This is a genomic window from Mesorhizobium sp. M0239 (assembly GCF_040321815.1).
GTDB lineage: Bacteria > Pseudomonadota > Alphaproteobacteria > Rhizobiales > Rhizobiaceae > Mesorhizobium.
Map to the genome: position 1 here is coordinate 22265 of NZ_JAMYSG010000038.1, position 23812 is coordinate 46076.

General features: G+C 62.1%; 23 protein-coding genes and 1 tRNA gene. 16 read left to right on the top strand and 8 right to left on the bottom strand.

The genetic code is table 11. The features are described from left to right. Window positions 1–48: 48 nt before the first annotated feature. Window positions 49–957 (bottom strand): LysR family transcriptional regulator, encoded by a 909-nt coding sequence (locus NKI99_RS29395; protein ID WP_023813895.1) that lies wholly within the window; start codon window positions 955–957, stop codon window positions 49–51. A 146-nt stretch (window positions 958–1103) separates the two neighbouring features. Here NKI99_RS29395 and NKI99_RS29400 point away from each other — a divergent pair, with 146 nt between their 5' ends. After that, complete coding sequence (locus tag NKI99_RS29400; protein ID WP_352613067.1) at window positions 1104–2615, top strand: MFS transporter; 1512 nt, start codon at window positions 1104–1106, stop codon at window positions 2613–2615. A gap of 32 nt (window positions 2616–2647) precedes the next feature. Here NKI99_RS29400 and NKI99_RS29405 read toward each other — a convergent pair whose 3' ends face one another. Together NKI99_RS29405 and NKI99_RS29410 are read right to left on the bottom strand one after the other, a co-directional pair. Continuing rightward, window positions 2648–3307, bottom strand: a complete 660-nt coding sequence (locus NKI99_RS29405) for a response regulator transcription factor (protein ID WP_023813893.1) — start codon at window positions 3305–3307, stop codon at window positions 2648–2650. 120 nt (window positions 3308–3427) lie between these two features. Then, entirely contained in the window at window positions 3428–3856 is a 429-nt protein-coding gene (locus NKI99_RS29410; protein WP_352613069.1) for a hypothetical protein, read from the bottom strand. Window positions 3857–4043: 187 nt separating this feature from the next. Here NKI99_RS29410 and NKI99_RS29415 point away from each other — a divergent pair, with 187 nt between their 5' ends. Then, the gene (locus tag NKI99_RS29415; RefSeq protein ID WP_352613092.1) at window positions 4044–4394 is read left to right on the top strand and encodes a DUF952 domain-containing protein; all 351 of its coding nucleotides are present in this window, start codon (window positions 4044–4046) and stop codon (window positions 4392–4394) included. Further along, window positions 4391–5467 carry a quinone-dependent dihydroorotate dehydrogenase gene (locus NKI99_RS29420; RefSeq protein ID WP_352613071.1) on the top strand — a complete coding sequence of 359 codons (1077 nt, stop codon included), beginning with the start codon at window positions 4391–4393 and terminating at the stop codon, window positions 5465–5467. The genes NKI99_RS29415 and NKI99_RS29420 overlap by 4 nt, the downstream gene beginning before the upstream one ends. A gap of 7 nt (window positions 5468–5474) precedes the next feature. Here the strand turns inward: NKI99_RS29420 and NKI99_RS29425 are convergent, their stop codons facing one another. Continuing rightward, window positions 5475–5648, bottom strand: coding sequence for a hypothetical protein (locus NKI99_RS29425; RefSeq protein WP_164748943.1), 174 nt, complete (start codon window positions 5646–5648; stop codon window positions 5475–5477). A 297-nt stretch (window positions 5649–5945) separates the two neighbouring features. Continuing rightward, on the bottom strand, window positions 5946–7319 hold the full coding sequence (locus NKI99_RS29430) for an MATE family efflux transporter (protein ID WP_023813888.1): 1374 nt from the start codon (window positions 7317–7319) through the stop codon (window positions 5946–5948). A gap of 132 nt (window positions 7320–7451) precedes the next feature. Here NKI99_RS29430 and NKI99_RS29435 point away from each other — a divergent pair, with 132 nt between their 5' ends. After that, the gene (locus tag NKI99_RS29435) at window positions 7452–8348 is read left to right on the top strand and encodes a histone deacetylase family protein (RefSeq protein ID WP_352613073.1); all 897 of its coding nucleotides are present in this window, start codon (window positions 7452–7454) and stop codon (window positions 8346–8348) included. Between the two features lie 59 nt (window positions 8349–8407). Here NKI99_RS29435 and NKI99_RS29440 read toward each other — a convergent pair whose 3' ends face one another. After that, complete coding sequence (locus tag NKI99_RS29440) at window positions 8408–8671, bottom strand: DUF6460 domain-containing protein (protein WP_023813886.1); 264 nt, start codon at window positions 8669–8671, stop codon at window positions 8408–8410. Window positions 8672–9132: 461 nt separating this feature from the next. On the opposite strand from NKI99_RS29440, the gene NKI99_RS29445 reads away from it, so the two are divergent. From NKI99_RS29445 to NKI99_RS29485, 9 genes are all read left to right on the top strand, one after another. Next, window positions 9133–9750, top strand: a complete 618-nt coding sequence (locus NKI99_RS29445; RefSeq protein ID WP_128305256.1) for an outer membrane protein — start codon at window positions 9133–9135, stop codon at window positions 9748–9750. Window positions 9751–10067: 317 nt separating this feature from the next. Continuing rightward, on the top strand, window positions 10068–10460 hold the full coding sequence (locus NKI99_RS29450; RefSeq protein WP_128305257.1) for a hypothetical protein: 393 nt from the start codon (window positions 10068–10070) through the stop codon (window positions 10458–10460). A 40-nt stretch (window positions 10461–10500) separates the two neighbouring features. Beyond that, entirely contained in the window at window positions 10501–11175 is a 675-nt protein-coding gene (locus NKI99_RS29455; RefSeq protein WP_128305258.1) for a response regulator transcription factor, read from the top strand. After that, window positions 11172–12671, top strand: coding sequence for a sensor histidine kinase (locus NKI99_RS29460; RefSeq protein WP_352441474.1), 1500 nt, complete (start codon window positions 11172–11174; stop codon window positions 12669–12671). Before NKI99_RS29455 ends, NKI99_RS29460 begins: the two co-directional genes overlap by 4 nt. A gap of 80 nt (window positions 12672–12751) precedes the next feature. Further along, entirely contained in the window at window positions 12752–13741 is a 990-nt protein-coding gene (locus tag NKI99_RS29465; RefSeq protein WP_206535300.1) for a glycosyltransferase family 2 protein, read from the top strand. Window positions 13742–13782: 41 nt separating this feature from the next. Beyond that, window positions 13783–14229 (top strand): GtrA family protein, encoded by a 447-nt coding sequence (locus tag NKI99_RS29470; RefSeq protein ID WP_352613074.1) that lies wholly within the window; start codon window positions 13783–13785, stop codon window positions 14227–14229. A gap of 33 nt (window positions 14230–14262) precedes the next feature. Then, window positions 14263–15753 carry a hypothetical protein gene (locus NKI99_RS29475; RefSeq protein WP_352613076.1) on the top strand — a complete coding sequence of 497 codons (1491 nt, stop codon included), beginning with the start codon at window positions 14263–14265 and terminating at the stop codon, window positions 15751–15753. 197 nt (window positions 15754–15950) lie between these two features. Continuing rightward, the gene (locus NKI99_RS29480; protein ID WP_352613078.1) at window positions 15951–17864 is read left to right on the top strand and encodes an acyltransferase family protein; all 1914 of its coding nucleotides are present in this window, start codon (window positions 15951–15953) and stop codon (window positions 17862–17864) included. Window positions 17865–17941: 77 nt separating this feature from the next. Then, a tRNA-Gly gene (locus NKI99_RS29485) sits at window positions 17942–18015 on the top strand. Between the two features lie 2 nt (window positions 18016–18017). Here NKI99_RS29485 and NKI99_RS29490 read toward each other — a convergent pair. Further along, a complete protein-coding gene (locus NKI99_RS29490) occupies window positions 18018–18254 on the bottom strand; it encodes a hypothetical protein (RefSeq protein WP_023813880.1) in 237 nt (78 codons plus the stop codon). A 222-nt stretch (window positions 18255–18476) separates the two neighbouring features. Further along, window positions 18477–19466 (bottom strand): LysR family transcriptional regulator, encoded by a 990-nt coding sequence (locus NKI99_RS29495; RefSeq protein ID WP_352613080.1) that lies wholly within the window; start codon window positions 19464–19466, stop codon window positions 18477–18479. Between the two features lie 312 nt (window positions 19467–19778). Here NKI99_RS29495 and chvE point away from each other — a divergent pair, with 312 nt between their 5' ends. The 3 genes from chvE to mmsB all read left to right on the top strand — a co-directional run bounded on the left by chvE (window position 19779) and on the right by mmsB (window position 23794). Continuing rightward, the gene (gene chvE / locus NKI99_RS29500; RefSeq protein WP_023813878.1) at window positions 19779–20849 is read left to right on the top strand and encodes a multiple monosaccharide ABC transporter substrate-binding protein; all 1071 of its coding nucleotides are present in this window, start codon (window positions 19779–19781) and stop codon (window positions 20847–20849) included. Window positions 20850–20972: 123 nt separating this feature from the next. Then, complete coding sequence (mmsA, locus tag NKI99_RS29505; RefSeq protein ID WP_023813877.1) at window positions 20973–22505, top strand: multiple monosaccharide ABC transporter ATP-binding protein; 1533 nt, start codon at window positions 20973–20975, stop codon at window positions 22503–22505. Then, window positions 22502–23794 carry a multiple monosaccharide ABC transporter permease gene (mmsB, locus tag NKI99_RS29510; protein WP_023813876.1) on the top strand — a complete coding sequence of 431 codons (1293 nt, stop codon included), beginning with the start codon at window positions 22502–22504 and terminating at the stop codon, window positions 23792–23794. Before mmsA ends, mmsB begins: the two co-directional genes overlap by 4 nt. Window positions 23795–23812 lie beyond the last annotated feature (18 nt).

Genomic DNA, 23812 nt, shown 5'->3' on the forward strand with positions numbered 1-23812 from the left:
AACGCAATTCTAGACGGAAAACCGCTTCACACTTTTCCTAGAATTGCTCTAGGCCAGGCCGTCGACCATCTGGGAACTGCGGAACCGGGGCCGTCCGGCATTGCCCGCCACAGGCGGACGATGCTCGCGAAAGGCCATTGCAAGCGTCCTCAGCGCCTCGCGGGACTTGGCGTCCGTCAGCGTCGAAAGCAGCACGATCTCGGAAGGCGGCAGCGCCGGAAGCCCGAATTTCCGGCTGACCTCGATGGTGCCGGATGGGGCAAGCCGGCAGGAAAATACCGAGGCTGCGAGGCCGGCCGAGACGGCCTCGGCAACGGCGAAGGAGCCGCAGCCGAGGAACACCTCCGTCCACGGTATTCCGACAGCGTCGAGCGCGCGGGTCGTGATGTTGCGGATACCGCAGGATGGCGAGGATGCCGCCAGGCGCAGCGGCTCGTCGGCCCGGTGGATGAAGTCGGGCGCGGCGTACCAGCCGAAATGTTCGGGCGCCAGCACTTCACCATCGCGCCGGTCGTCCTCCCGGCGGATGATCGCCGCGTCGATCTCACCGCGATCGAAAGCGTCCAGCAGGTCGTGTGAATCATCGAGCCGCACTTCGATGGTGAGCGCCGGGTCATGCGCGTTGAGCCGCGCCAGCAATGTCGGGACTTCCGCGCCTCCGACATGGGTGGCGATGCCCAGTGTGAAGCGGCGGCGCACCGAAGACAGGCTGGCAATGGCGCGATCGTGTGCCGCGAGGAAGTCGCGTGCGGGCTGGAGAAACACCGCGCCCTGCGCCGACAAGCGCACCAGCCGAGGCGTGCGCTCGATCAATTTCTGGCCGACGCGCTCTTCCAGCCGCTTCAGCTTCACGCTGATTGCTCCTTGCGTGCTGCCAAGAGCCTCGGCCGCCCGCGTAAAGCTCTGAAGATCGGCGATGGCGACGAATGTTTTCACAGCGTCTACGTCCAGCGTCATGTCAGCTATCCGCACTTGTTGTCTCTGAAATAGCCAACCATGCAATTCTAAAATGATCAAGCCTCGCCTACCCTGGGCCATACGCGCGCCGGGCGAGCTGCAATGGATTCGCCGATTGCCGACAAATACGTTCGAAAGGTTGAACCATGCCCACTGCCCTGACCCGCCGCGGCATCATCGTTCTGTTTGCCGCCTGCCTGGCGTGCCTGATGTTCGGTCTGGAGATTTCAAGCGTTCCCACGATCCTGCCGACACTGGAGCAGGTGCTGCATGCCGACTTCAAGCAACTGCAATGGGTGATGAACGCCTATACGATCGCGGTCACGACGGTGCTGATGGCGGTCGGCACGATCGCCGATCGTTACGGACGCAAGCGTGTCTTTCTGGTCGCCATCGCCGCCTTCGGCCTGACATCACTGATTTGCGGCGTCGCCGAAAGCGTCTCCACGCTCATTGTCGCCCGGTTTCTGCAGGGCCTGAGCGGCGGTGCGATGCTGATCTGCCAGCTTGCCGTGCTGTCTCATGAATTCCGGGAAGGGCGCGAACGCGCCGTCGCATGGGGCTGGTGGGGCGTCATCTTCGGCATCGGCCTCGGCTTCGGCCCCATCATCGGCGGCGGCATCGTCGCGGTCTCAAGCTGGCAATGGGTATTTCTTGTCCACGTGCCGGTTGCTGCGCTGGCATTCGCCCTCGCTCTGATGGGCGTCCACGAATCGAAGGACCCGCAGGCGGGCAAGCTCGACATAGCGGGCATCCTGACGCTGTCACCGTCGGTCTTCTGTCTCGTCTTCTACATCATCCAGGGGCCGGATCTGGGTTTCTCCAGCCCAACCGCGCTGGCGATCCTCGGCATCTCGATAGTGAGCTTCATCGCCTTCCTCATTGCCGAGAAGGTCAGCCAGCGGCCGATGTTCGACTTCTCGGTCTTCCGGATCCGACCCTTTTCCGGCGCCATCGTCGGCTCGGCGGCGATGAACCTCAGCTATTGGCCTTTCATGATCTACCTGCCGATCTGGTTCCACGCCGGGCTCGGCTATGACACCGTCTCCACCGGCCTTGCCCTGCTTGCCTACACGCTGCCGACGCTTGTGCTGCCGCCCTTGGCAGAGCGCTTTTCGCTGCGTTATCGGCCCGGCATCATCATTCCGGCGGGCCTCGTCATCATCGGCGTCGGGTTCATCCTGTTGAAGTTCGGCAGCGCCGCCGCGCAGCCGGATTGGCTGACGATGCTGCCCGGCTGCCTGATCGCGGGGATGGGTCTGGGAATAACCAACACACCTGTCACCAACACGACGACGGGTTCCGTTTCGAGCGACCGCGCCGGCATGGCCTCCGGCATCGACATGAGCGCCCGCATGGTTTCGCTGGCGGTAAACATCGCGGTGATGGGCTTCATCCTGGCCAGCGGTGTGCTGGCGCATCTGAGGCATGCGCTGCCCGACCTCGACGCTGCCCAATTGCGTCTTCTCGCCGAAGCTATCGCTGCTGGAAATCCCATCTCCGGGCTCGCCGGGACCGTCGCCCAGGATGCGCTGCGCAACGGCTTTGGCTGGGTCATGCTCTATGGCGGGATCGGCGTCTGGATCATGGCCGCCATCAGTTTCGCAAGCTTCAACGCCCGGCCGATGCGGCGGACGGAGGTTCAGTGCTCTGATTGAACAATGTTCTGATTGAACAGGCGCCCTGGCGATCAACCCGCCGGCTGCAGCGGGTCGCTGCCGATCTTGGACAGAAGGATCACCGCCTGCGTGCGGCTGTCGACGCCGAGCTTCTGCAGGATGGCGGAGACATGCGCCTTGATGGTGGCCTCCGATACGCCGAGTTCATAGGCGATCTGCTTGTTGAGCAGGCCCTCGGCCAGCATGCCCAGCACCCGTGTCTGCTGCGGCGTCAAAGCCTGCAGCCGCTTGATAAGGTCCGATATTTCGGGATCGCGCTCGATGCCGAGATCGACGCCGGCTGGTGCTGCGATGTCGCCGGCAAGCACCGATTGCACGGCGCTGCGGATCTCTTCCATGCTGGCCGATTTGGAGATAAAGCCGGAAGCGCCGAGATCGAGCGCCCGCCTGATGGTCGCCGGATCGTCATGCGCCGACACCACGACCAGCGGCACGGCCGGATGGATGCCACGCAGCGAGACCAGGCCGGACAGGCCGCTGGCGCCCGGCATCGACAGGTCGAGCAGCACCAGATCGACGTCCTCGTTGGCCACGACCAGCGCCTTGGCGCTCTCGAAATCGCCGGCTTCATGGATGGCGGCGACATTGCCGATGCCGGCGAGCGCTTCGCGCAGCGCACCGCGAAACAGCGGGTGATCGTCGGCGATGACGAAAGAATAGCCTGCCGGCAAATGTCCCTCCCCAAATCCCCGATGATTTTTGGCTTTTCGGGTTCAATTGGACGATTATGAGGGGCTGCGCGCTGTTTTCAAGCGGCAAAGCCAGCGCGCCGCCTCCCGTGGTTGAAACGCTCAGGTCTTCTGCGAATTGGGCTGGGCGCCGTTGTCCTTGTCCATATCCCTGACGATGCCCATGAAGCCGCGAAGGAAGCGCTCCATGTAGCTCATCGTCTTGTTGAAATCCTCCTCGCTCGGCAGTTTCGATTCGAGGCGGGCGGAGAGCGAATTCTCGAGCTTGGTGACGCGCTCGTCCATCACCTTCATCGAGGTTTGCAGGCGGTCGACCTCGTCCTGGAAAGCAGCGCGTTCGTCGGCCGCCATCTTGCAGACGAGCTGGCCCGAACGCTCCTCGCAAATCGACATGGCGCCGGTCTGCGTGTCGATACGGACAAAGCCGTTGTCAGACTTTTCCAGCCGGTAGCGGTCGGTTTCTTCCGAATAAGCTGAAGCCGCGACCAGCGAAACGAGCGCGGCGGGGATCAAGATGTGCTGCAGACGCATGTTGTCCTCCATGGCCAAGGTCTGGAATATCGCATGTTTGCGCCGGAAATGGGGAAGACCCTTGGCGTGGCCTTTCCCGAATGGCTGGTTCGGAATCTTCTTGACGCAATTCCCAAGGGAAAGCGCTATGCGCTTTCCCCGGGAAAACCGTTTCACACTTTTCCTGGAACTGCTCTATAGCGCAACCATGTCTCAGATTATCTACAAGATAACCCCGCAAGCGCCATGGCGCGAGGCCGAAGCGCATGGCCGCTTCACCGGCGCGCCGATCGATGTCGCCGACGGCTTCATCCACTTCTCCACGGCGGCGCAGGTCAGGGAAACGGCGACAAAGCACTTTGCCGGCCAGACAGACCTTTTGCTGGTCGCCGTCGACGGCGCCGGCCTGGGCACTGCGCTGAGATACGAGGTCTCGCGCGGCGGCGAACTGTTTCCGCATCTCTACGACGTTCTGGACCTGAAAGCAGTGCTGTGGGTCCGACCACTGCCGCTTGGCGCCGATGGTGTGCACCAGTTCCCGGCACTGGAGGGGCAATGAGCGTGCTCGACCGGCTCGGCCAGAAGCTGCTGTTCGCCTTCGATCCGGAAACGGCGCATGGCCTGTCAATCGCCGCCTTGCGATGCGGCGTTCCGGTTGGTGCGCCGGCGGTCCGCGACGACAGGCTGAAGGTCAGCGTCTGCGGCCTCGATTTCCCCAATCCGCTCGGCATGGCGGCCGGCTATGACAAGAACGCCAAGGTGCCCGACGCGCTGCTTGGCCTCGGCTTCGGTTTCGCCGAGGTCGGCACGATCACGCCGCTGCCGCAGGTCGGCAACCCGAAGCCGCGTATCTTCCGGCTGACGGCCGACGATGCGGTGATCAACCGGCTGGGCTTCAACAATGAAGGCCATGCAGCGGCCGAAAAGCGCCTTGCCGCGCGTAAGGGCCGCTCCGGCATCGTCGGCGTCAACATCGGCGCCAACAAGGACAGCAGCGACCGCGTCAGTGACTATGAGCGCGGTGTCGCCCAGTTTGCGCAATACGCCAGCTATCTCACCGTCAACATCTCCTCGCCCAACACGCCGGGCCTGCGCAACATGCAGGCGCGCGAGCAGCTCGGCGAGCTCTTGTCGCGGGTCATGGCCGCGCGCGCCACGGGAACGGCGCAGCCGCCGGTGTTCCTGAAGATCGCGCCGGATCTGGTCGAGGCCGAACTGGAGGACATCGCCGCCGAGGTCACCGAGAAGCGGATCGACGGCGTCATCGTCTCCAACACCACCATCTCCCGACCGCCGCTGCGTAGCGGCGACACCGCGCGCGAGACCGGGGGACTCTCCGGCAAGCCGCTCTTCGAGCGTTCGACCATCGTGCTGGCGAAGATACGCAAATTACTCGGGCCGGAGCTTGCCATCATCGGCGTCGGCGGCGTCGATTCCGCCGATACGGCGCTGGACAAGATCCGTGCGGGCGCTGATCTGGTGCAGCTCTACACCGGCATGATCTATGCCGGGCCCTCGCTACCAGCCCGCGTTCTTTCCGGAATGATCCGTTTCGTCGAAAAGGAACGGTTGAAGTCGATTTGCGAGTTGCGCGACAGCCGCCTCGACTTGTGGGGGTCCAGGCAACTCTGAACTGCTCTCAGGAGCGTAGATTGCGACTGACGGCCCGCTCGCAAATGGCGCCGCCGATGGCAGGCAACACCCCGAAGAGAAGCAATTGCGCGGTGCCGCCGATGCCAGAAACCGCGGAGAGAATGAACGCAGCGAGCAATCCCAGCGCCGCGCCCAAGACATATGGCAGGTAGCTTCGCATAAGCTCGCCCTGGAACAATTGGTGCATCAAGTCTGTTGGAAATCGACTGGAAGTGCAGGTGCATCCGACCGCACAGCAGGGCAACGAACTCGGGTTAACGGGTTCCTTCGGTGCCTCGCCGGGGCGTTGGCTGACGGAGCATCAAACGAAAAACCCGCCTGTGCGGCGGGTCACCGGCGCAAATCAGCACCATAAACAAATATGTACCATAGCTGAGAGCACCCAGTCAAGAAAAAATTCCTATCGCGGAAAGCCGTTCGGTGCCATGGACGGCGCATGGCCTTCAGGTGACACCGTCTAAAACGCCGTCCGCACCCTGAGCCGCAGGATCGTCAGCAGGCTGAAGCCTCGCACCAGCAGGAAGACGTGCAGCGCCGCCCACAGTCCATTGTTGCCGAAGGCGGGCGCAAGGGTCAGCAGCGCGGCCGCGAAAACCAGGAACGACAGCAGCATCATGTTGCGCATGTCGCGGGACCAGGTCGCGCCGATGAAGACGCCATCCATCTGGAACGCCAGCACACCGCTCAGCGCCGTGAATGCCGCCCACGGCAGGTAGATGTCGGCCACCGAACGGACGTCCTCCGATGTCGTCACGAGAGCGACCAGATTGGCGCCCCCAGACAGCATTACCAGCGTCGCGGCTCCCGCCAGTCCGAAACCCCAGAACAGCGTCAGCCGCACGGCCTGGCGGAACGGTGCGGCGGCACGTGCGCCGACGGCACGGCCCGCCAGCTGTTCGGCGGCGGTGGCAAAGCCATCGAGGAAATAGCCGGCGACGAGGAAGAAGTTCATCAGCACGGCGTTGGCGGCCAGCGTCACCGTGCCGAACTGCGCGCCCTGGCGGGTGAACAATGCGAAGGCGGCGAGCAGCGAGAACGAGCGGATCATGATGTCGCGGTTGAGCGACATCATGCGCAGGAAGGCGGCCATGTCGAGCAGGCGGTGGCGCGGCAAGGATGGGGCGGCCCGGAACCGGCGGATGACGATCGCCAAGCCGAGCAGCATGGCCAGGAACTCACCGGTGACGGTCGCCCAGGCAACGCCGGCGACACCCCAGCCAAGTTCCAACCCAAGCAGGAAGCAGAGCGCGATGTTGATGCCGTTCAGCACCAATTGCAGCATCAGCCCGAGCCCGCCCTCGCCGCGCCCCAGCACATAGCCGAGGATGGCGTAGTTGATCAGCGAGAACGGTGCCGCGAGCAGCCTGATCCTGATGTAGACGCCCATCGCCTCGCTGACGCGCGGTTCGGCGCCCATGAACTTTTGCCCGACGATGGCGACCAGCGGCGCAAGGGCAGCGAGCACGATGCCGGCGATAACCGCGATCAGCACGGCGCGCCAGAACACCGCCTGCTCCTCCAGGGCATCGCCGCGTCCGAAAGCCTGGGCGACGAGCCCGGTGGTGCCCGAGCGCAGGAAATTGAAAGAGGTGAAGACGACGTCGAAGATCAGTGCGCCGGCCGCAAGGCCGCCGAGCAGGGCGGCATCGCCGAACTGGCCGACGACAGCCGTGTCGACCAGGCCGAGCATCGGCGTCGTCAGATAGGCAAGCGTCATCGGCACGGCGATGGCGAGCACGGAGCGGTTGGTGACGACAAATGATCCGGGGTGGATCGGGGATCCCGCGTGGATAGGGGATCCGGCGTCGGCTGGTGTTGCACCTTTGTCCAAGGATTGCTGCCTTGCTGATTGCGGCTTGATAGAACCGTCGATGTGCCCCATTTTCCGGCCACCGCGCAATCACCTATCCCTTGACGGCCAACCGAAATCCCGGTCTGGCGTGAGCCAGCCGGATACGATTTCATGCCTCTGCAGATCGTCCATCATCCCGACTACGACGCCGGCTTCGCCGTCAACCATCGCTTTCCGATGAGCAAATATCCGTTGCTGATGGAGGCGCTGCGTACGCGCGGCCTCGCCGGCCCCGACGCGCTCAGCACCGCCGAACCGGCACCAGCGTCATGGCTGGAGCTTGCCCATGCGGCGGACTATGTCGACCAGGTCGTCAACTGCTGCGTGGCCGAGAAGATCGAGCGCGAGATCGGTTTTCCGATCGGACCCCGCGTCTCGCTGCGCGCGCAGCTTGCCACCGGCGGCACCGTGCTGGCGGCGCGGCTGGCCTTGCGCCACGGTATCGCCTGCAACACCGCAGGCGGCAGCCATCATGCGCGGCGCGCGCAGGGCGCGGGCTTCTGCACCTTCAACGATGTCGCCGTCGCCGCATTGGTCCTGCTCGCCGAAGCCGCGGCACAAAACATCCTGGTCGTCGACGTGCACCAGGGCGACGGCACGGCGGATATTCTCGCCGATGATCCGCGCGTGTTCACCTTTTCCATGCATGGCGACCGCAACTATCCCGTGCGCAAGATCGCCTCCGACCTCGATGTCGCGCTGCCCGACGGCACGGGTGACGTCGCTTACATGAAGAGGCTCGCCGCCATCCTGCCGGAGCTCTCCGCCCAAGCCCATTGGGACATCGTGTTCTACAATGCCGGCGTCGACGTCCATGCTGAGGACCGGCTTGGCAGGCTGTCGCTGTCGGATGACGGCCTGCGCGCCCGCGACGACATGGTCATCAGCCACTTTCGCACGCGGGGCGTTCCGGTGTGTGGCGTCATCGGGGGTGGCTATTCAACGGATGTGCCCGCACTCGCGGCGCGCCACGCCATCCTGTTCGAGGTCGCCGCGGGCTACGCCTGATAGTCCTTTTCAAGCACGGTCTTGTCGGAAAACCGGTTCCCACTTTTCGGGATCATGCTCTACTTCCGGTAGTTGGCGATCCTCAACAAGATGAACGCCGGCACGACGATAGCCGCGCCCAGCAAGATATAGCCGAGGAAGCGGTCGATGGCGTGGAAGCCGAGATTCCACAGGTCCATGAAGAACTTCCGGATGCCGTAGAGCACATCCATCGGCGACCAGCCAAAGGCATTCATGACCAGGCCGACGAGGAAAGACACCACCAGCAGTTTCAGGATCACCTTGAGCGGCGAGTCGCCAAGGAAGCGCGTCAATGCGGACAAGGCCCGTCTCCAGATTGAGGTACCCAGACTCGAGGGCTTCGGCCCAGACATACGCACTTGGCTTGCCCGCTTCAAGCCGGCAGTTTTGCGGGATGCCAAAGGCCTCCACCGAGCGATTGCATGGCAAGATTGTGCTGCTGAACTGGCCAAACCCGCGCCAGACTGTTAAATTTGCGTAAACAGAACCGCTTTAATATCTTGAAAATAAAGCGAAAAATCGTCATTTTTCGACTTCCCGCAATGTGCGCGCAATTTTCGCCTGCGAGACGGTCGGCGTCTTTCAGGTGATTGGCCGCGCGGGCGCTCTGACCCCCCTACCACAGCTGGCGAAAGCCAGTCCCAGGACCGCGCAACCATCCCTGAAAGACGCCAAATCGGAGCCCGACCGCCCCAACGGTCGAGTTCTTCGGGAATTAACCTGCGCATCGATTGCCGGATGCGCGCGTGTGTGGAGTAATGCAGTGTTCTCTCAAGCAAAGATCATCCTGACGGCAAGTGCCCTTGCCGTATGCCTCCTAGGGCCGGCGATGGCCGCCGACCTTTCGCCCACCTACAATGATCCCCCCGCGTTCCAGTGGAGCGGCGCCTATGTCGGCGTGCATGGCGGCACGGCGTTCACCGGGATGCCGAACCCGTTTGCCGGCAGGAATGGTCTCAGCGGCGGCGTTCAGGCCGGCTACAACCAGCAGATGGGTCCAGCGGTTCTCGGTGCCGAGATCGAGGGCTCCTATCTGGGTGGCGCCGAGCACGACGTCCGGGGCGGCAAGATCAAGGAAAAGTGGCGCGGAGCCGCCAAGGCCAAGGCCGGCTTGAGCTTCGACCAGACGCTGCTGTTTGGAACCGGCGGCGTCGCCATGACCAAATTCGACAAGGGCGACAAGGTAAGCAGCACCGACGGATGGAAACTCGGCTATCTGGTCGGCGGCGGCATCGAGCAGGGTTTTGCCGGCGGCCTCTCGGCCAAGGTCGAATATGACTATGTGCGCACCCCAGGCGTCGAAACGACGTCCGCCCTGGGCAAATCCAAGGCGACGATCGGCAGCCATGAACTGAAGGCCGGCATCAACTACCGGTTCTAGGGCAGGCCATGGGTTCCGTTGAACCCGTCTGTATTTTGCTCGAACGACCTTGCGCGGCGCCCGGATGCAACGGGGCCGCGCAATTGCTTTGCCTCCATCCGCACCGGCGTCGACGCGTGTCGGCAGACCGCATTTGTGTGCCAGGTCCTGCGTAATGTCGATGCAATCTTCACACCCTAAAGCGCGTCGCATCGAAGCGGATCATGCGGCCCGCTTCAGGTTTTTGTTTTTGTGCATGTCGTTGTCCCCAAAACCGGGGCCACTTTTGGGCGACATGCATTCGGTGCCGCGGATAACCTTGATGACGGGAATCGGATATGTCCAAAAGCAGCGCAAACCATCTGGTGTGGATCTCCAAGGCGTTCTTCGTCGCAATCGTGCTGGTGCTGACGGGATGCGCCTCCGACATCATGAAGAACTACATCGGGCAACCGGTCGAATCGGTCATTCTGGACTACGGGCCGCCGACCGCCGTCGTTGATCTCGGCCGGGGCGAGCGGGCCTATCAGTGGCGGACAATATCCACCAACGCGGTTTCCGGGACCTCCAGCGGCGAGGTTCGCCACACAAAACACGGAACCGTCTACGAAGAAACCGAAACGCCTGGCTATATCGAGCGCCAGGAATGCTTCTATACGTTCTATGCCCGCGCCTCGGGCGGCCGATGGTTCATCACCAATTTTCGTCAACCGAAGCTGGAATGCGAATGAATTGCCACGGCGTGCCGGCTGCCTGTGACGGAGAGTGCGCATGCGTATCCTGCTGATCGAGGACGAGCCGGAAATGGCCTCGGTGCTGAAGACCGCACTCGAGCGCCAGGACATCATCGTCGACCATGCCGCGACACTGGCGGATGCCGAAGCCGTGGCGCGGCTCGGCCACCATGACGCGGTGGTGCTGGACCGCCGGCTACCGGACGGCGATGGCCTCAGCCTGATCCCGCGCCTGCGGGCCTTGCATCTGGACGTGCCGGTGATCGCGTTGACGGCGCTCAGCGGGCTCGACGATCGCGTGGCGGGGCTCGATGCCGGCGCCGACGACTACATGGTCAAGCCGTTCGCCACGGTGGAACTGGTTGCCAGGCTCAATGCCTTGCACCGGCGTTCGTTCACCACGCGCGCCCACCAGACGGTGGTCGGCCGCCTCACCTATGATTTTCGCCATCGCGAGGCGCTTGTCGAGGACCAGACGCTGGAGCTGCCGCGGCGCGAACGGCTGGTGCTCGAAACGCTCATCCGCAGGCCGGGCCGGACGATTATGCGCGGGACGCTGGAAGAAGCCGTCTATGCTCTCGACGACGAGATCGGCTCCAATGCATTGGATGCGCACATTTCGCGGCTGCGTCGCAAGCTTGACGACGTCGCTGCCGGTATCGAGATCAGGGCGATCCGCAACCTCGGTTATCTCTTGCGGGCCGCCTCGTGAAGAAGCCGCGCACGCGATCGCTGCAATGGGTGCTGGTGCGGCGGATGATCCTGCTGCAGGCGGCGACACTCCTTGTCTTCATCGTGCTGTGCGCGGCCGCGCTATGGATCGCCAATCCGCGGCTTCTTGTCGACAACGAAGCTGCCGTCGCCGCCCTCAAGGATGCCGTCGATCGTGACGGCAACGGCATATTGATCGTCCATGAGACCGACGGGCTGCGTTCGTTTCGTGAGGGTTTCCCCAATGTCTGGTACATCATTCGCGACAACAGCGGCCAGAGCATCCGCTTCGGCAGCATACCCGACGTCTACACCAGGAATTTTGGCGATCTGCTGGGCCAGGCCGATCACGCCACCATCGGATTTTCCGAAGATGATTTGAGGCCGGAGGCCTATCTCGAAAGGGTTTCGACCAAGGCCGGCACGGTTCAGATCATCGCCGCGACAAGGTCATCGCGGGAAGAGACCGAGGGCCTCGAGGTCACCATTTCGGCCAGCATCGACGTCGCCAAGAACCCGGATGGCAGCAGGAACTGGGAGAAGGCGCTTCCCGCTCTCGTGGCCATCATCGTCATCCTGCTGTTGCCGATTGTCCTCGTCATGGGAGCCACGACCCTGGTGACGACGCCAGCCGTCGTGCGCCGGTCGTTTGCCGGACTTGTCGACACCGTCCAGCAGGCCGCGCGCATCGACATCGGCACCCGTGCGATGCAACTGCCGGTCAAGAATGTGCCGCAGGAGATCGCGCCGCTCGTGCATGCTTTCAACCAGACGCTGGCGCGCCTCGCCCAGGGCTATGACCGGCACAATCGCTTCCTCACCGACGCCGCGCACGAACTGCGCACGCCGATCGCCATCCTGCGCACGCGCGCCGAATTGCTGAAGCAGGAACCGCAAAGCGCGCGCCTGCTGCATGACATCGAGCGCCTGTCGCATCTTGCGCAACAGCTGCTCGACCACCAGTTGCTCGACCGCCCGGCGGACCAGCGCCAAATCATCGACCTCTGCGATCTTGTCAGCCGGGTCGCGGCCGACTTTGCCCCGCTCGCCATCGAAGCAGGCTACGATCTTGCCTTCGAGCCGACAGCCAACAAGGTCCATGTCGAGATCAACGTGCCGCAGATCGAGCGGGCGCTGGCAAATCTCGTGCGCAATGCCATCGATCATGGCGGCGGTTCCGGCACGATCACCATAGCGATCTATGAAACCGGCGGCGTCGAAATCCGCGACGAAGGCCCAGGCATTCCGGCCGATGAGCACGAGAATGTTTTCGAGCCCTTCTACCGCCTGCAGCCGCAATCGCGCGGCGCCGGTCTGGGATTGAACCTTGCCCGGCAGATCGCACTGCTGCACGACGGCTCCATCCGGATATTGGCGGGCTCCTGGCAAGGCGCCCGCATTCGCATGGAGTTGCCGGTTCGGTCGGTGGCCGCGTGCGGCAGAAATGATGGCCGGCCGACGGTTGCGGCCGATCCCATTGGCTTATCTGTTTTCTAACCAATTGCCGCTATTCCCAATCGAATAGCGGGAGCAAGGCTTTGGTGGAGACGGAGAGAAACACCGCGCGACGCGGCGTCATGCTGTCGGTGGTCATACCATGCTACAACGAGCTGGATGGCGTGGCCGAACTGCACCGGCGGGTAACGGCCGCATGCCTTGAACAAGGCCCTTCCTACGAGATCGTCCTTGTCATCGATGGCGCGACCGACGGTACGCGCGAGGCCATTCTCCAGCTGGCTGAAAAGGACGACCATGTCGTCGCCATCGACCTTGCCCGCAATTACGGCCACCAGATCGCGTTGAGCGCCGGGCTCGAATTCTGTCGCGGCCAGCGCATTCTCATTCTCGATGCCGACTTGCAGGATCCGCCTGAACTGCTCGGCGCGATGATGACGAAGATGAACGAAGGCTTCGATGTGGTCTACGGCCAGAGGCTGACGCGCGATGGCGAAAGCTGGTTCAAGCTCGCCTCCGCGTCCATGTTCTATCGCTTGCTGCGCCGGATGGTCGACGTCGACATAGCCCCGAATACCGGTGATTTCCGGCTGATGAACCGTCGCGCGCTCGACCATCTGAACGCGATGCCAGAACGTTACAGGTTCATTCGCGGCATGGTGAGCTGGATCGGGCTGAGACAGGTGGCTTTTCCCTATGAGCGGCACCGCCGCTTTGCCGGCACCACCCACTATCCGCTGAAGAAAATGCTTCTTCTGGCGGTCGACGCGATGACCAGCTTCTCCATCGTACCCTTGCGGTTCGCCTCGCTGCTCGGAATGATGTTCGGGCTTCTGGGGCTGGTCGTGCTCGGCTACACCCTGTTCGAATGGTCGGTCGGAAACGTCTTGCCCGGCTGGACCAGCCTTGCCGCGATCATGCTGATCCTGGGCAGCGTCCAGCTCATGGTGCTTGGCATCTTCGGCGAGTATCTCGGGCGCATGTACATGGAGACGAAGCGGCGGCCGCTTTATTTCGTCAACGAGATCGTTTCGCGCAGCCAGGCAGCCGAGGACAAGGAGCTGCCCGTCCATCGCCTGCAAGAGATGGCAAAGAAGGCCGCACGTGCTTGAGACGGCGTTCTACCGATAGGCGCTGGCACACCAGGAACAGCATGCTGTCAAGTCTGCCATCCGATTTATTGAGAATGTTGCGGTTTGGCGCCGTGGGGGTGCTCAATACCGCGCTAGCATATGCAACAATACTGGCTGGGCTTGCGCTGGGCCTTGGTGACATCGTTTCCAATGCAACAGGCTATGCTGCCGGCCTCATCCTTGGTTTCTTCCTCAATCGCCAATGGACCTTCAACAGAGAGGGGGGCTTTCGACCCGGCACCGCCCAACGATATGTGATAATTTTTGTTGTCGCCTATGGCGCCAATCTGGCCATCGTGGTTGCCGCCGTTTCGGCAGGCATCCTCGAAAACCCATTCGTCCACTTGGCCGGAAACTGCCTTTACTCGATCATTTTCTACTTTGGTTCGGCCCGCTTTGTGTTCGTGGGAAATACGGATGGTAGCGCAGCGGCCATTCGGGCGACGTCAATGGACCACATTCCTTGATTGAGGTGCAATGCAATGGCTTTGGGGCATGATGTGAGCGAGATTCAATCGACTGTGCACGCCTTGCCGTCATTCGAGGATTCGCAGCGCATCCGGCTGATCTTCTGCCTGCTTGCGGCCTTGGCGATGGCGGGAGCACTGGCTGCCCAGGCCGGTTCCACCCTGCAGGATCCCGACAGCTGGTGGCAAGTCAAGGTCGGGCTGGATTTCCTGGCAAACCGGACATTTCCGGCAGTCGACCCTTATTCCTACACTTTTGCCGGCCAGCCGTGGATTGCCAAGGAATGGCTGGGGCAGGTCCTGCTGGCTCTTGGCTACCAGGCAGGAGGCTGGAACGGGGTGGTCACGCTGATCATCGCCTCGATCTCCCTGACGGTGCTCCTGATGGGGTGGTTTCTCAGCACATGGCTGAAGCCGATGCTGGCGATTACGCTGGCCTTCGCCGCAGTGTTCCTGATCAATCCGATTTTCACCTCGCGTCCGCATGTCTTCACGTTCCCGATCATCGTCATCTGGACGGAGATGCTCTTTCGTGCGGCACGGGAAGAGCGGGCGCCGCCATGGTGGCTGCTTGTGCTGGTTGTGTTGTGGGCGAACCTGCACGCCACCTTCACCTTGAGCTTCGTCATCGCGGCTTTCGCCGGTCTCGATCTGCTGGAGCGCACAGGCCTGTCGAAACCTGCCCTCGTGGCGAAATGGATCGCATTCGGGCTGCTTTGCCCGCTGGTCAGCCTGATCCACCCCTATGGCGTCCAGGCCATACTGGCGACCCTGACCGTGGCCTATGGCAATGAGGCCGTGCCGCTGATCATGGAATGGAAACCGTTCAGTCAGCCGGATGGCCCCGTCCAGGAAGCTGCGATTCTGCTGGCGCTTTTCGGGCTTCTGGTGTCACGGCTGCGAATTGGCTGGGCCAAGGCGTTGTTCGTCGTCTTCACCTTGCATGTCTATCTCGCCCATGTGCGTTTCATGTATCTGTTCTTCCTGCTGGTTCCCCTGATGATCGCGGTCGAGGTCGCACAGCAATATCCCTCGCTTTCGGCCACCACATGGCTGGCGGAAAAGCGCGACGGACTGGAAAATTTCCTCGCCAGGCGGTTCTATGCGATCTGCGGCGCGGCAGCCGTCTTGCTGATCGGCGCGGTCGCCGTGGTTGGCGGTGCCTATCAGGTCGCGCCAAGCCCGAAGACGTCGGCCAGCGGGGCGCTGGCATTCGCCGAAAGCCATCATCTGTCCGGCAACGTGCTGAATTCCTACAATTTCGGCGGCACGCTGATTTTCCACGGGTTCAAGACCTATATCGACGGACGGACGGACCAACTGTTCCTGGGCGGTTTTACAAAGAACGACAACGAGACAGGACAAAGCGGCGGCAGGCCGCTCCTCGAAGCCCGCCTGAAGAAATACGCAATAGGCTGGGCGCTGCTGTCGGCCGACGACAGCCGCATTCCCTTCTTCGACCAGTTGGGCTGGAAGCGGGCCTATTCGGACGACCATGCAGTGATCTATCTGCCTGGCGCCTGATCCTGGTGCGTTGCTGGCGAATTTCGCGACGGCCAATATATGCCTTGACACGCATATTGCAGCGCAGCAAAATTACTGCCTGAGGGTAAGCCTGTGAGATCGACGAGCCGGGAATTTCAGCACGACCGAAGGCATCGCCGCATGAGCGTGTCGGGTGCGGCCGCACGGATCCTGGTGGTCGCGCGCGAGCCGGCCGGATGAACTACCGGCGCGACATCGACGGCCTGCGGGCCGTTGCGGTGCTGCCCGTCGTGCTCTTCCATTTCGGCGTGTCCGCCATTCCTGGCGGCTTCACCGGTGTCGACATCTTCTTCGTCATATCGGGCTATCTGATCAGCGGCAGCCTGCTCGATGATGTTGAGCGGGGCCAGTTCTCGATCGGCCGCTTCTACTGGCGCCGCGCACGGCGCATCCTGCCGGCGCTGACCTTCGTCATCCTGCTCGCGAGCATTGCCGCCTGGTTCATCCTTCTGCCATCGGACCTCCACGAATTCAGCCTTAGTGTGATCGCCGCCTCGACCTTCTGGTCGAACGTCTATTTCTGGAAAACGACGAACTATTTCTCCATCAACGCCGAACTGCGGCCGCTCCTGCACACATGGTCGCTTTCGGTGGAAGAGCAGTATTATATCTTCGCGCCGATCCTCCTTTATCTGATCTACCGATACGTCTCGAAGCGCTGGCTGACGGTACTTCTGCCGATGGCCGTCGGCAGCTTTGCCCTGGCAGTCATAGCAACCTCGCTGGCACCGACGGCAGGCTTCTATCTCTTGCCGACGCGCATATGGGAGCTGGCGCTGGGCGCCATGCTGATGTTGCGGAAGCCTCCGGTCCTAGCCAGTCGGCTGGCGGCGGACCTGATCGGCCTCGCCGGCTTTGCCCTGATTGCATTTGGCTTTGTGATGATTTCGGACAGCGATCCGTTTCCCGGCTACAATGCCCTATTCCCCTGCATCGGAACAGCTCTGCTGATCTATGCTGGCCAGGATAGCGCCGACAGGCCGGCATCTGTCGCCACTCGCGTGCTTCGGTTGGCGCCGCTGGTCTGGGTCGGCCTCATTTCCTATTCGCTTTACCTCGTCCACTGGCCGATCAACTCGTTCGTCCATTATCTCTCCCTGAAGACTGTCGGTGTGCCAACGATTATCGCGATGACGGTGGCCAGTTTCGCCTTGGCGGCATTCTCCTGGAAATATGTCGAGCAACCCTTCCGCCACAAACGTGCCTATACCGCCCCGCTGCCTATCTTCGCCTTTTCGGCGACGGCAATCGTGCTGCTGTGCGCCGGTGGTTTGGCCGGTGCACTGGGCAACGGTTTCCCGCAACGGTTTCCGGATTTCTCGACCGAACGTATCCGGGTCGGCGACTGGCGCAACGGCATCTGTTTCAACGAAAACGGGACCCGCATCGAAGACTGGAACCTCGCCGACTGCACCCGTACAACGGGCTTTGCCACCAATGTGCTGCTGTGGGGCGATTCTTTCGCTGCCCATTATGTTCCGGGACTTGAGCCCAACGCCCAGAAAATCCAGGCCAATGTCATCCAATACACCTATGCCGGCTGTCCGCCCGACCTGACCTATTTTTCCTATGCTCGGCCCGCCTGCACCCGCTTCAACGAACGGGCCTTGTCGATCATTCGCGACGCCAACATCCAGGCGGTGATCTTGAGCGGCCGATGGACCGACTACCAGGCCAGGGGCTTCGACGGCCTGCAGAAGACGATCGATCGGCTTCGCGAGATGGGGGTCAAGGTCTATACCGTCGGCCAGTCTCCGGAATTCATCGCCGACGTCCAGAAGATCGCTTTCTTGGTGAAACGGGAGCATGCCGGAACCACATCCTGGCCGATGGCTATGGATCCGGACATCAACGCACGGGTTCTGCCGTTCACCAAAGGGGCCGATTTCATAGATCCGCTGACATATCTGTGCGACTCGGCCGGTTGTTCATACGCCGACGCCGAGACCAATGAATTTCTCTACTTCGACTATGGCCACTTCTCTTCCGCCGGCGCGACGCTGGCCATCTCGAAATACTGGCCAAGCTTCGCCACCAGCAATAAGGTCGCGGAGGCAAAACGGCAATTCACGGCCGCGGGCGCGCCGTGATCCGCAGCACGACCGTCGTGAGAACAGACCGCTTTGCGATTGCCCGAAGCCGGGCCGTCATGGTAACGAGGGCGCACGCGGGTATGATGTAATGGTAGCTTGTCAGCTTCCCAAGCTGAACGCGAGGGTTCGATTCCCTCTACCCGCTCCAGTCTAAGGCGTCAGAACCATTTCAGCGCCTGCCTGTTCGTCGAACACAACCGAGCAGCCTCGCGCAAGCGCCACCGTTGCGAGGGCGTTTGCTGCCACGTCATCCGATGAAACGAAATCGCCGGTCAACACCCGCAATTCTTCCACGCCTTCAGCCATGGAAACGAAATTCCCGACCGATCGATCGTGCTTGCAGGCCTCGATCACGTAAAGCAGATCGATGATTTCGAAGCTGCGCATGTTCAGCCTCCAGAAGAAATCGTCCCTTGCAAGATCATGAACGCATTGGCGGGAAACAATGTTCCCAGTTCGCTTTCGCTAGAGCAATTCCAGGAACGGTTTTCCGTCCGGAATTGCGTCAAAACGAGGAGTTAGAGCGGGTCGCCGTTTCCGTGAAACGGTGAACTGCTCTAGCCTCGGCCTGGCGGTGCTTTCGCCGGACAACCTTACCCGAGCGAGCCATCATCCCACTTCTCTCAGAATGAAGTCGTGCAGCATCTTGGCGGCCGGCGACAGCGCGCGATTCTTCACCGTGATCAGGCTGTAGGGCCTGACCTCGATGTCGAATTCGGTCTGGACGACGTCGATGGCGCCGGCCAGCCCGTCAGGGTTCTGGATGAATTTCGCCACCTGGACAGAGACCGGTGCGATGGCATCGGATTGCGCGACCATGACCAGGGTCAGGAGCAGCGAACTGGTGTTCAGGATACGATCCGGCAAAGCGATGTTGCGGTTGAGGAAGTTGCTCTCCATGGCCTGGCGCAAGGGCGAGCCGCCAGACTGGAAGACCCAGTCATAGGCGGCGGTCTCTTCCAGCCGCACCGCCTCGCCCTTGGTGAGCGGATGGCCCCGGCGCACGATCAGGCAGGCCTTCTCGACGCCGATGACGCGCGACTCGAACAGCCGCGGATTGAGATCGTCCGGTATGCGCGCGATGATGAAATCATGACGCGTGGCGATCAGCTCGCGTGCCAGCACATTGGAGGTCTCGACCTGCATGGTGATCTCGATGCGCGGATAGATGCGGCGGATCTCACGAATTGCCGGCACCGCCAGCTCGATAGCCGGCGCGGTCACAGCACCCAGGAAAACCGAACCACCCTTGCCCGCCTTGAGCTCGGAAATCTCGCGGTCGACCTCGCGCATCTCCAGCAGGATCGAGCGCGCCCGCCTGGCCAAAGCCTTGCCGTATGGCGTCAAGGTGATACCGCGCGGCAGCCTCTCGCACAGCTTGACCTCCAGCACCGCCTCCATCTCCGCGATCATGCGCGAGGCCGCCGGCTGCGAAATGTTCAGAACCTGGGCTGCCGCGCTGACTCGGCTGTGGTCGTCGAGCGCGACGATCATGCGCATGTGACGCAGACTGAGACCGCTGCGCAGCAGGGTTTCGCCATCGCCCGGTGCTTCTCTGTAACCATTTGAAGCTGTTGTCAGATTCCTGGGCGGCGCCATCGCTTTTCCCTGCCTTCTGCTCGTGTAAGGCCGACCTTGGAGTCAGCCCGTCACGTCCCAATACATATACCAACCATGATATAGCAACCATCAAAGATCGCATTTGACAGTTATGGCAAAGACCCACACCCTCCGCGCGTTCCAAGACGTGACGGTCGCTGACGAGAAAAATCGTATCGATTGAACCAGCGTCTCGGGGCCATGGGAGGATACCGGAGATCGATATGACGGCAGCAGTGCCTTGGCGCTTCTGCACGATTGCGCGGCCCGCGACCCCCGGGGTGCCGCGTCCATCAAACAGGGAGAGTTAAAGTGAAAATCATCAAGACACTGGCCGCCGTCGCGGCCCTTGGCATCGCTGCCATGACTTACTCGGCGCACGCAGCCGACAAGGGTCTTGTCGGCGTGCTGATGCCGACCAAGACCTCGCAGCGCTGGATCAATGACGGCGATGCCGTCAAGTCCCAGCTCGAGGCTCTCGGCTACACCGTCGACCTGCAATACGCGCAGGACGACATCCCCAACCAGCTCAGCCAGCTGGAAAACGAAATCACCAAAGGCCCGAAGGCGCTGATCATCGCTTCGATCGACGGCACCACCCTGTCGGATGCTCTGCAGAAGGCCGCTGACGCGGGCGTCGTCGTCGTCGCCTATGACCGCCTGATCAAGAAGACCGCCAATGTCGACTACTACACCACCTTCGACAATTTCGGCGTCGGCGTGATCCAGGCGAATTCACTGGTCAAGGGCCTCAAGGAGCGCTTCCCGAACACCAAGCCGTGGAACGTCGAACTGTTCGGCGGCTCGCCCGACGACAACAACGCCTTCTTCTTCTACAATGGCGCCATCTCCGTCCTGCAGCCGCTGATCGACGACGGCTCGATCAAGATCAAGTCTGGCCAGACCGGCATGGACAAGGTCGGCACGCTGCGTTGGCTCGCCGCCACCGCCCAGGCGCGCATGGACAATCTGCTGTCGGCCAACTATTCGGACGGCAGCCGCGTCGATGGCGTTCTGTCGCCCTATGACGGCCTGTCGCGCGGCATCACCGCCTCGCTGCGCGCCGTCGGTTACGGCACCGAGGCTCAGCCGTGGCCTGTTGTGACCGGCCAGGACGCCGAAACCGCTTCGGTCAAGCTGATCATCTCGGGCGAGCAGTACTCGACCGTGTTCAAGGACACCCGCGAACTGGCCAAGGCCACCGTCGAACTCGTCGACAAGGTGCTCTCGGGCGGCAAGCCGGACGGCCTCGATGAAAAGACCTACAACAACGACGTCAAGGTCGTTCCTTCGATCCTGCTGACGCCGCATGAGGTCGACAAGTCGAACTACCAGGCGCTGGTCGTCGACTCCGGCTACATCAAGGCCGACGAACTGAAGTAATCCCGGTTACAAAGTCAGGGGGTCCTGCGCAACGCAGGGCCCCTTTTCGTTCACCAGCGAGCCCGGTATTGTCACCGACCTCGCCGGCAATGTTTGCCGAGCTCTCAAGGAGCGGTAGTCCCCATGGCCTCGACGATTTTGGAGATGCGCGACATCACCAAGACGTTTCCCGGCGTGAAGGCGCTGTCGAACGTCAATCTCAGCGTCGAGGAAGGCGAGATCCATGCCGTGGTCGGCGAAAACGGCGCCGGCAAGTCGACGCTGATGAAGGTGCTGTCGGGCGTCTATCCCTCCGGCACCTATGACGGCCAGATCATCTTCCAAGGCCAGGAATGCCAGTTCAAAGGCATCCATGACAGCGAACACAAGGGCATCGTCATCATCCACCAGGAGCTTGCGCTGGTGCCGATGCTGTCGATCGCGGAAAACATCTTCCTCGGCAACGAACACGCCAAATTCGGCGTCATCGACTGGGATGCCAACGAGGCGCGCACCAGCGCGCTGTTGAAGAAGGTGGGCCTCAAGGAGGACCCCAAGACGCTGATCACCAATATCGGCGTCGGCAAGCAGCAGCTGGTCGAAATCGCCAAGGCGCTGAGCAAGGAAGTCAAGCTGCTGATCCTGGACGAGCCGACGGCTTCGCTGAGCGAGAAGGACAGCCAGGCGCTGCTCGACCTTCTGCTCGAGTTCAAGCGGCAAGGCATGACCTCGATCCTGATCTCGCACAAGCTCAACGAGGTGAACCGGGTCGCCGACAAGGTGACGGTGATCCGTGACGGGCGCACCATCGAGACGCTGGCCAAGAAAGACATCTCGGAAGACCGCATCATCACTTCGATGGTCGGCCGCTCACTCGACGACCGCTATCCGCCGCGCGAGCCTGATATCGGCGAGGTCGTGTTCGAAGTGAAGAACTGGTCGGTCTATCACCCGATCCATGCCGAGCGGCAGGTGATCAAGGGTATCGACATCAACGTGCGCAAGGGCGAAGTGGTGGGTATTGCCGGGCTGATGGGCGCTGGCCGCACCGAATTCGCCATGAGCCTGTTCGGCCGCTCCTACGGCCGCCGCATCTCCGGCGAGGTGCTGCTCAAGGGCAAGCCGGTCGACGTATCCTCGGTGAGCAAGGCGGTCCAACACGGCATCGCCTACGTCACAGAGGACCGCAAGACCTACGGTCTCAACCTCATCGACCATATCAAGCACAACATCACGCTGGCCAATCTTGGCGGCGTCTCGCGCCACAGCGTGATCGACGACATGCGCGAGCTCGCCGTTGCCAACGACTATCGCAAGAAGACCAATATCCGCGCGTCCAGCGTCTATCAGATGACCGGCAATCTCTCCGGCGGCAACCAGCAGAAGGTGGTGCTGTCGAAATGGCTGTTCGCCGACCCGGACGTGCTGATCCTCGACGAGCCGACGCGCGGCATCGATGTCGGCGCCAAGTACGAAATCTACACGATCATCGCCCGCCTCGCGGCTGAGGGTAAGGCGATCGTCGTCATCTCGTCGGAAATGCCAGAATTGCTCGGCATCACCGACCGCATCTACGTCATGAACGAAGGGCGCATCGTGGGCGAAATGCCCGCCGCGGAAGCAAGCCAGGAAAAAATAATGCGCGCCATCGTTCGGGGAGAAGGAAAAGCAGCATGAGCACCGAAAGCGCCCCCGCCCCGCAGAGCAAAGTCGCCGAAGACGTGCAGCAGGGTCCACGCATCGCCGTCTCGGCGCTGGCGACGAACCTGCGCGAGTACGGCCTGATCCTGGCGCTGATCGCCATCATGGTGTTCTTCCAGTTCACCACGAACGGAACGCTGTTCAAGCCGGTGAACCTGAGCAATCTGGTGCAGCAGAACTCGTTCATCATCGTGATGGCGCTGGGCATGCTGCTGGTGATCGTCTCCGGCCATATCGACCTCAGCGTCGGATCGGTCGCCGGTTTCATCGGCGCGCTGGCGGCGATGATGATGGTCATCTGGCCGCTCGGCCCGTTCAGCAATCCGCTGGTGGTGTCGATCATCTGCCTGATCGTGGGCGGCGCGATCGGCGCCGCGCAAGGCTACTGGATCGCCTATCACCGAATACCGAGCTTCATCGTAACGCTGGCCGGCATGCTGATCTTCCGCGGCATCTGCCAGGCCCTGCTGGGCGGCGGATCCTCGGTGGGGCCGCTACCCGATGGCTTCAAGGCGCTCAGCTCCGGCTTCATTCCGGATGTCATCGGGCCACTGACGCTTATCCCGCCGACGGTGAACGCGGCCGGCAAGACCATCATGGGCAGCGGCCTGACGCTGCACATGACGACGATCGTGCTGGGCCTGATCGCCGTGCTGGCCTATGCCTATTTCGGGGTGAGGACGCGCCGCAAGCGCGAACGCCATGGCTATGAGGCCGAGCCCTTTGCCCTGTTCGTCGTCAAGACGCTGGTCGGCAGCGCGCTGGCCCTGTTCCTGGTCTACCAGTTCGCCAGCTACAGGGGCCTGCCGGTGGTGCTGCTCGTCATGGGCGTGCTGATCTCGCTGTTCGTCTTCGTCACCAAGCGCATGACCATCGGCCGCCGTATCTACGCCATGGGCGGCAATTCCAAGGCCGCGCAGCTGTCGGGCATCAACACCGAGCGGCTGACGCTGATGGTGTTCATCAATATGGGCGTGCTGTCGGCGCTCGGCGGCCTGATCATCGCGGCGCGACTGGGACAGGCGGTGCCGGCCGCGGGCCTCGGCAGCGAGCTCGACGTCATCGCCGCCGTCTTCATCGGCGGCGCCTCGGCCATGGGCGGCGTCGGTCAGGTCATCGGTGCGGTCGTTGGCGGCTTCATCATGGGCGTGATGAACAACGGCATGTCGATCATGGGCGTCAATGTCGACTGGCAGCAGGTGGTCAAAGGCCTGGTGCTGCTCGGTGCCGTGATCTTCGACGTCTACAACAAGAACAAGGCCTGAACCGGCTTAAGAGCAATT

Coding starts and splice junctions, on each gene's coding strand:
- NKI99_RS29395 (WP_023813895.1), bottom strand. CDS start 957: ATGACGCTGGACGTAGACGCTGTGAAAACATTCGTCGCCATCGCCGAT.
- NKI99_RS29400 (WP_352613067.1), top strand. CDS start 1,104: ATGCCCACTGCCCTGACCCGCCGCGGCATCATCGTTCTGTTTGCCGCC.
- NKI99_RS29410 (WP_352613069.1), bottom strand. CDS start 3,856: ATGCGTCTGCAGCACATCTTGATCCCCGCCGCGCTCGTTTCGCTGGTC.
- NKI99_RS29415 (WP_352613092.1), top strand. CDS start 4,044: ATGTCTCAGATTATCTACAAGATAACCCCGCAAGCGCCATGGCGCGAG.
- NKI99_RS29420 (WP_352613071.1), top strand. CDS start 4,391: ATGAGCGTGCTCGACCGGCTCGGCCAGAAGCTGCTGTTCGCCTTCGAT.
- NKI99_RS29425 (WP_164748943.1), bottom strand. CDS start 5,648: ATGCGAAGCTACCTGCCATATGTCTTGGGCGCGGCGCTGGGATTGCTC.
- NKI99_RS29435 (WP_352613073.1), top strand. CDS start 7,452: ATGCCTCTGCAGATCGTCCATCATCCCGACTACGACGCCGGCTTCGCC.
- NKI99_RS29450 (WP_128305257.1), top strand. CDS start 10,068: ATGTCCAAAAGCAGCGCAAACCATCTGGTGTGGATCTCCAAGGCGTTC.
- NKI99_RS29455 (WP_128305258.1), top strand. CDS start 10,501: ATGCGTATCCTGCTGATCGAGGACGAGCCGGAAATGGCCTCGGTGCTG.
- NKI99_RS29465 (WP_206535300.1), top strand. CDS start 12,752: ATGCTGTCGGTGGTCATACCATGCTACAACGAGCTGGATGGCGTGGCC.
- NKI99_RS29470 (WP_352613074.1), top strand. CDS start 13,783: ATGCTGTCAAGTCTGCCATCCGATTTATTGAGAATGTTGCGGTTTGGC.
- NKI99_RS29480 (WP_352613078.1), top strand. CDS start 15,951: ATGAACTACCGGCGCGACATCGACGGCCTGCGGGCCGTTGCGGTGCTG.
- NKI99_RS29490 (WP_023813880.1), bottom strand. CDS start 18,254: ATGCGCAGCTTCGAAATCATCGATCTGCTTTACGTGATCGAGGCCTGC.
- NKI99_RS29495 (WP_352613080.1), bottom strand. CDS start 19,466: ATGGCGCCGCCCAGGAATCTGACAACAGCTTCAAATGGTTACAGAGAA.
- mmsA (WP_023813877.1), top strand. CDS start 20,973: ATGGCCTCGACGATTTTGGAGATGCGCGACATCACCAAGACGTTTCCC.
- mmsB (WP_023813876.1), top strand. CDS start 22,502: ATGAGCACCGAAAGCGCCCCCGCCCCGCAGAGCAAAGTCGCCGAAGAC.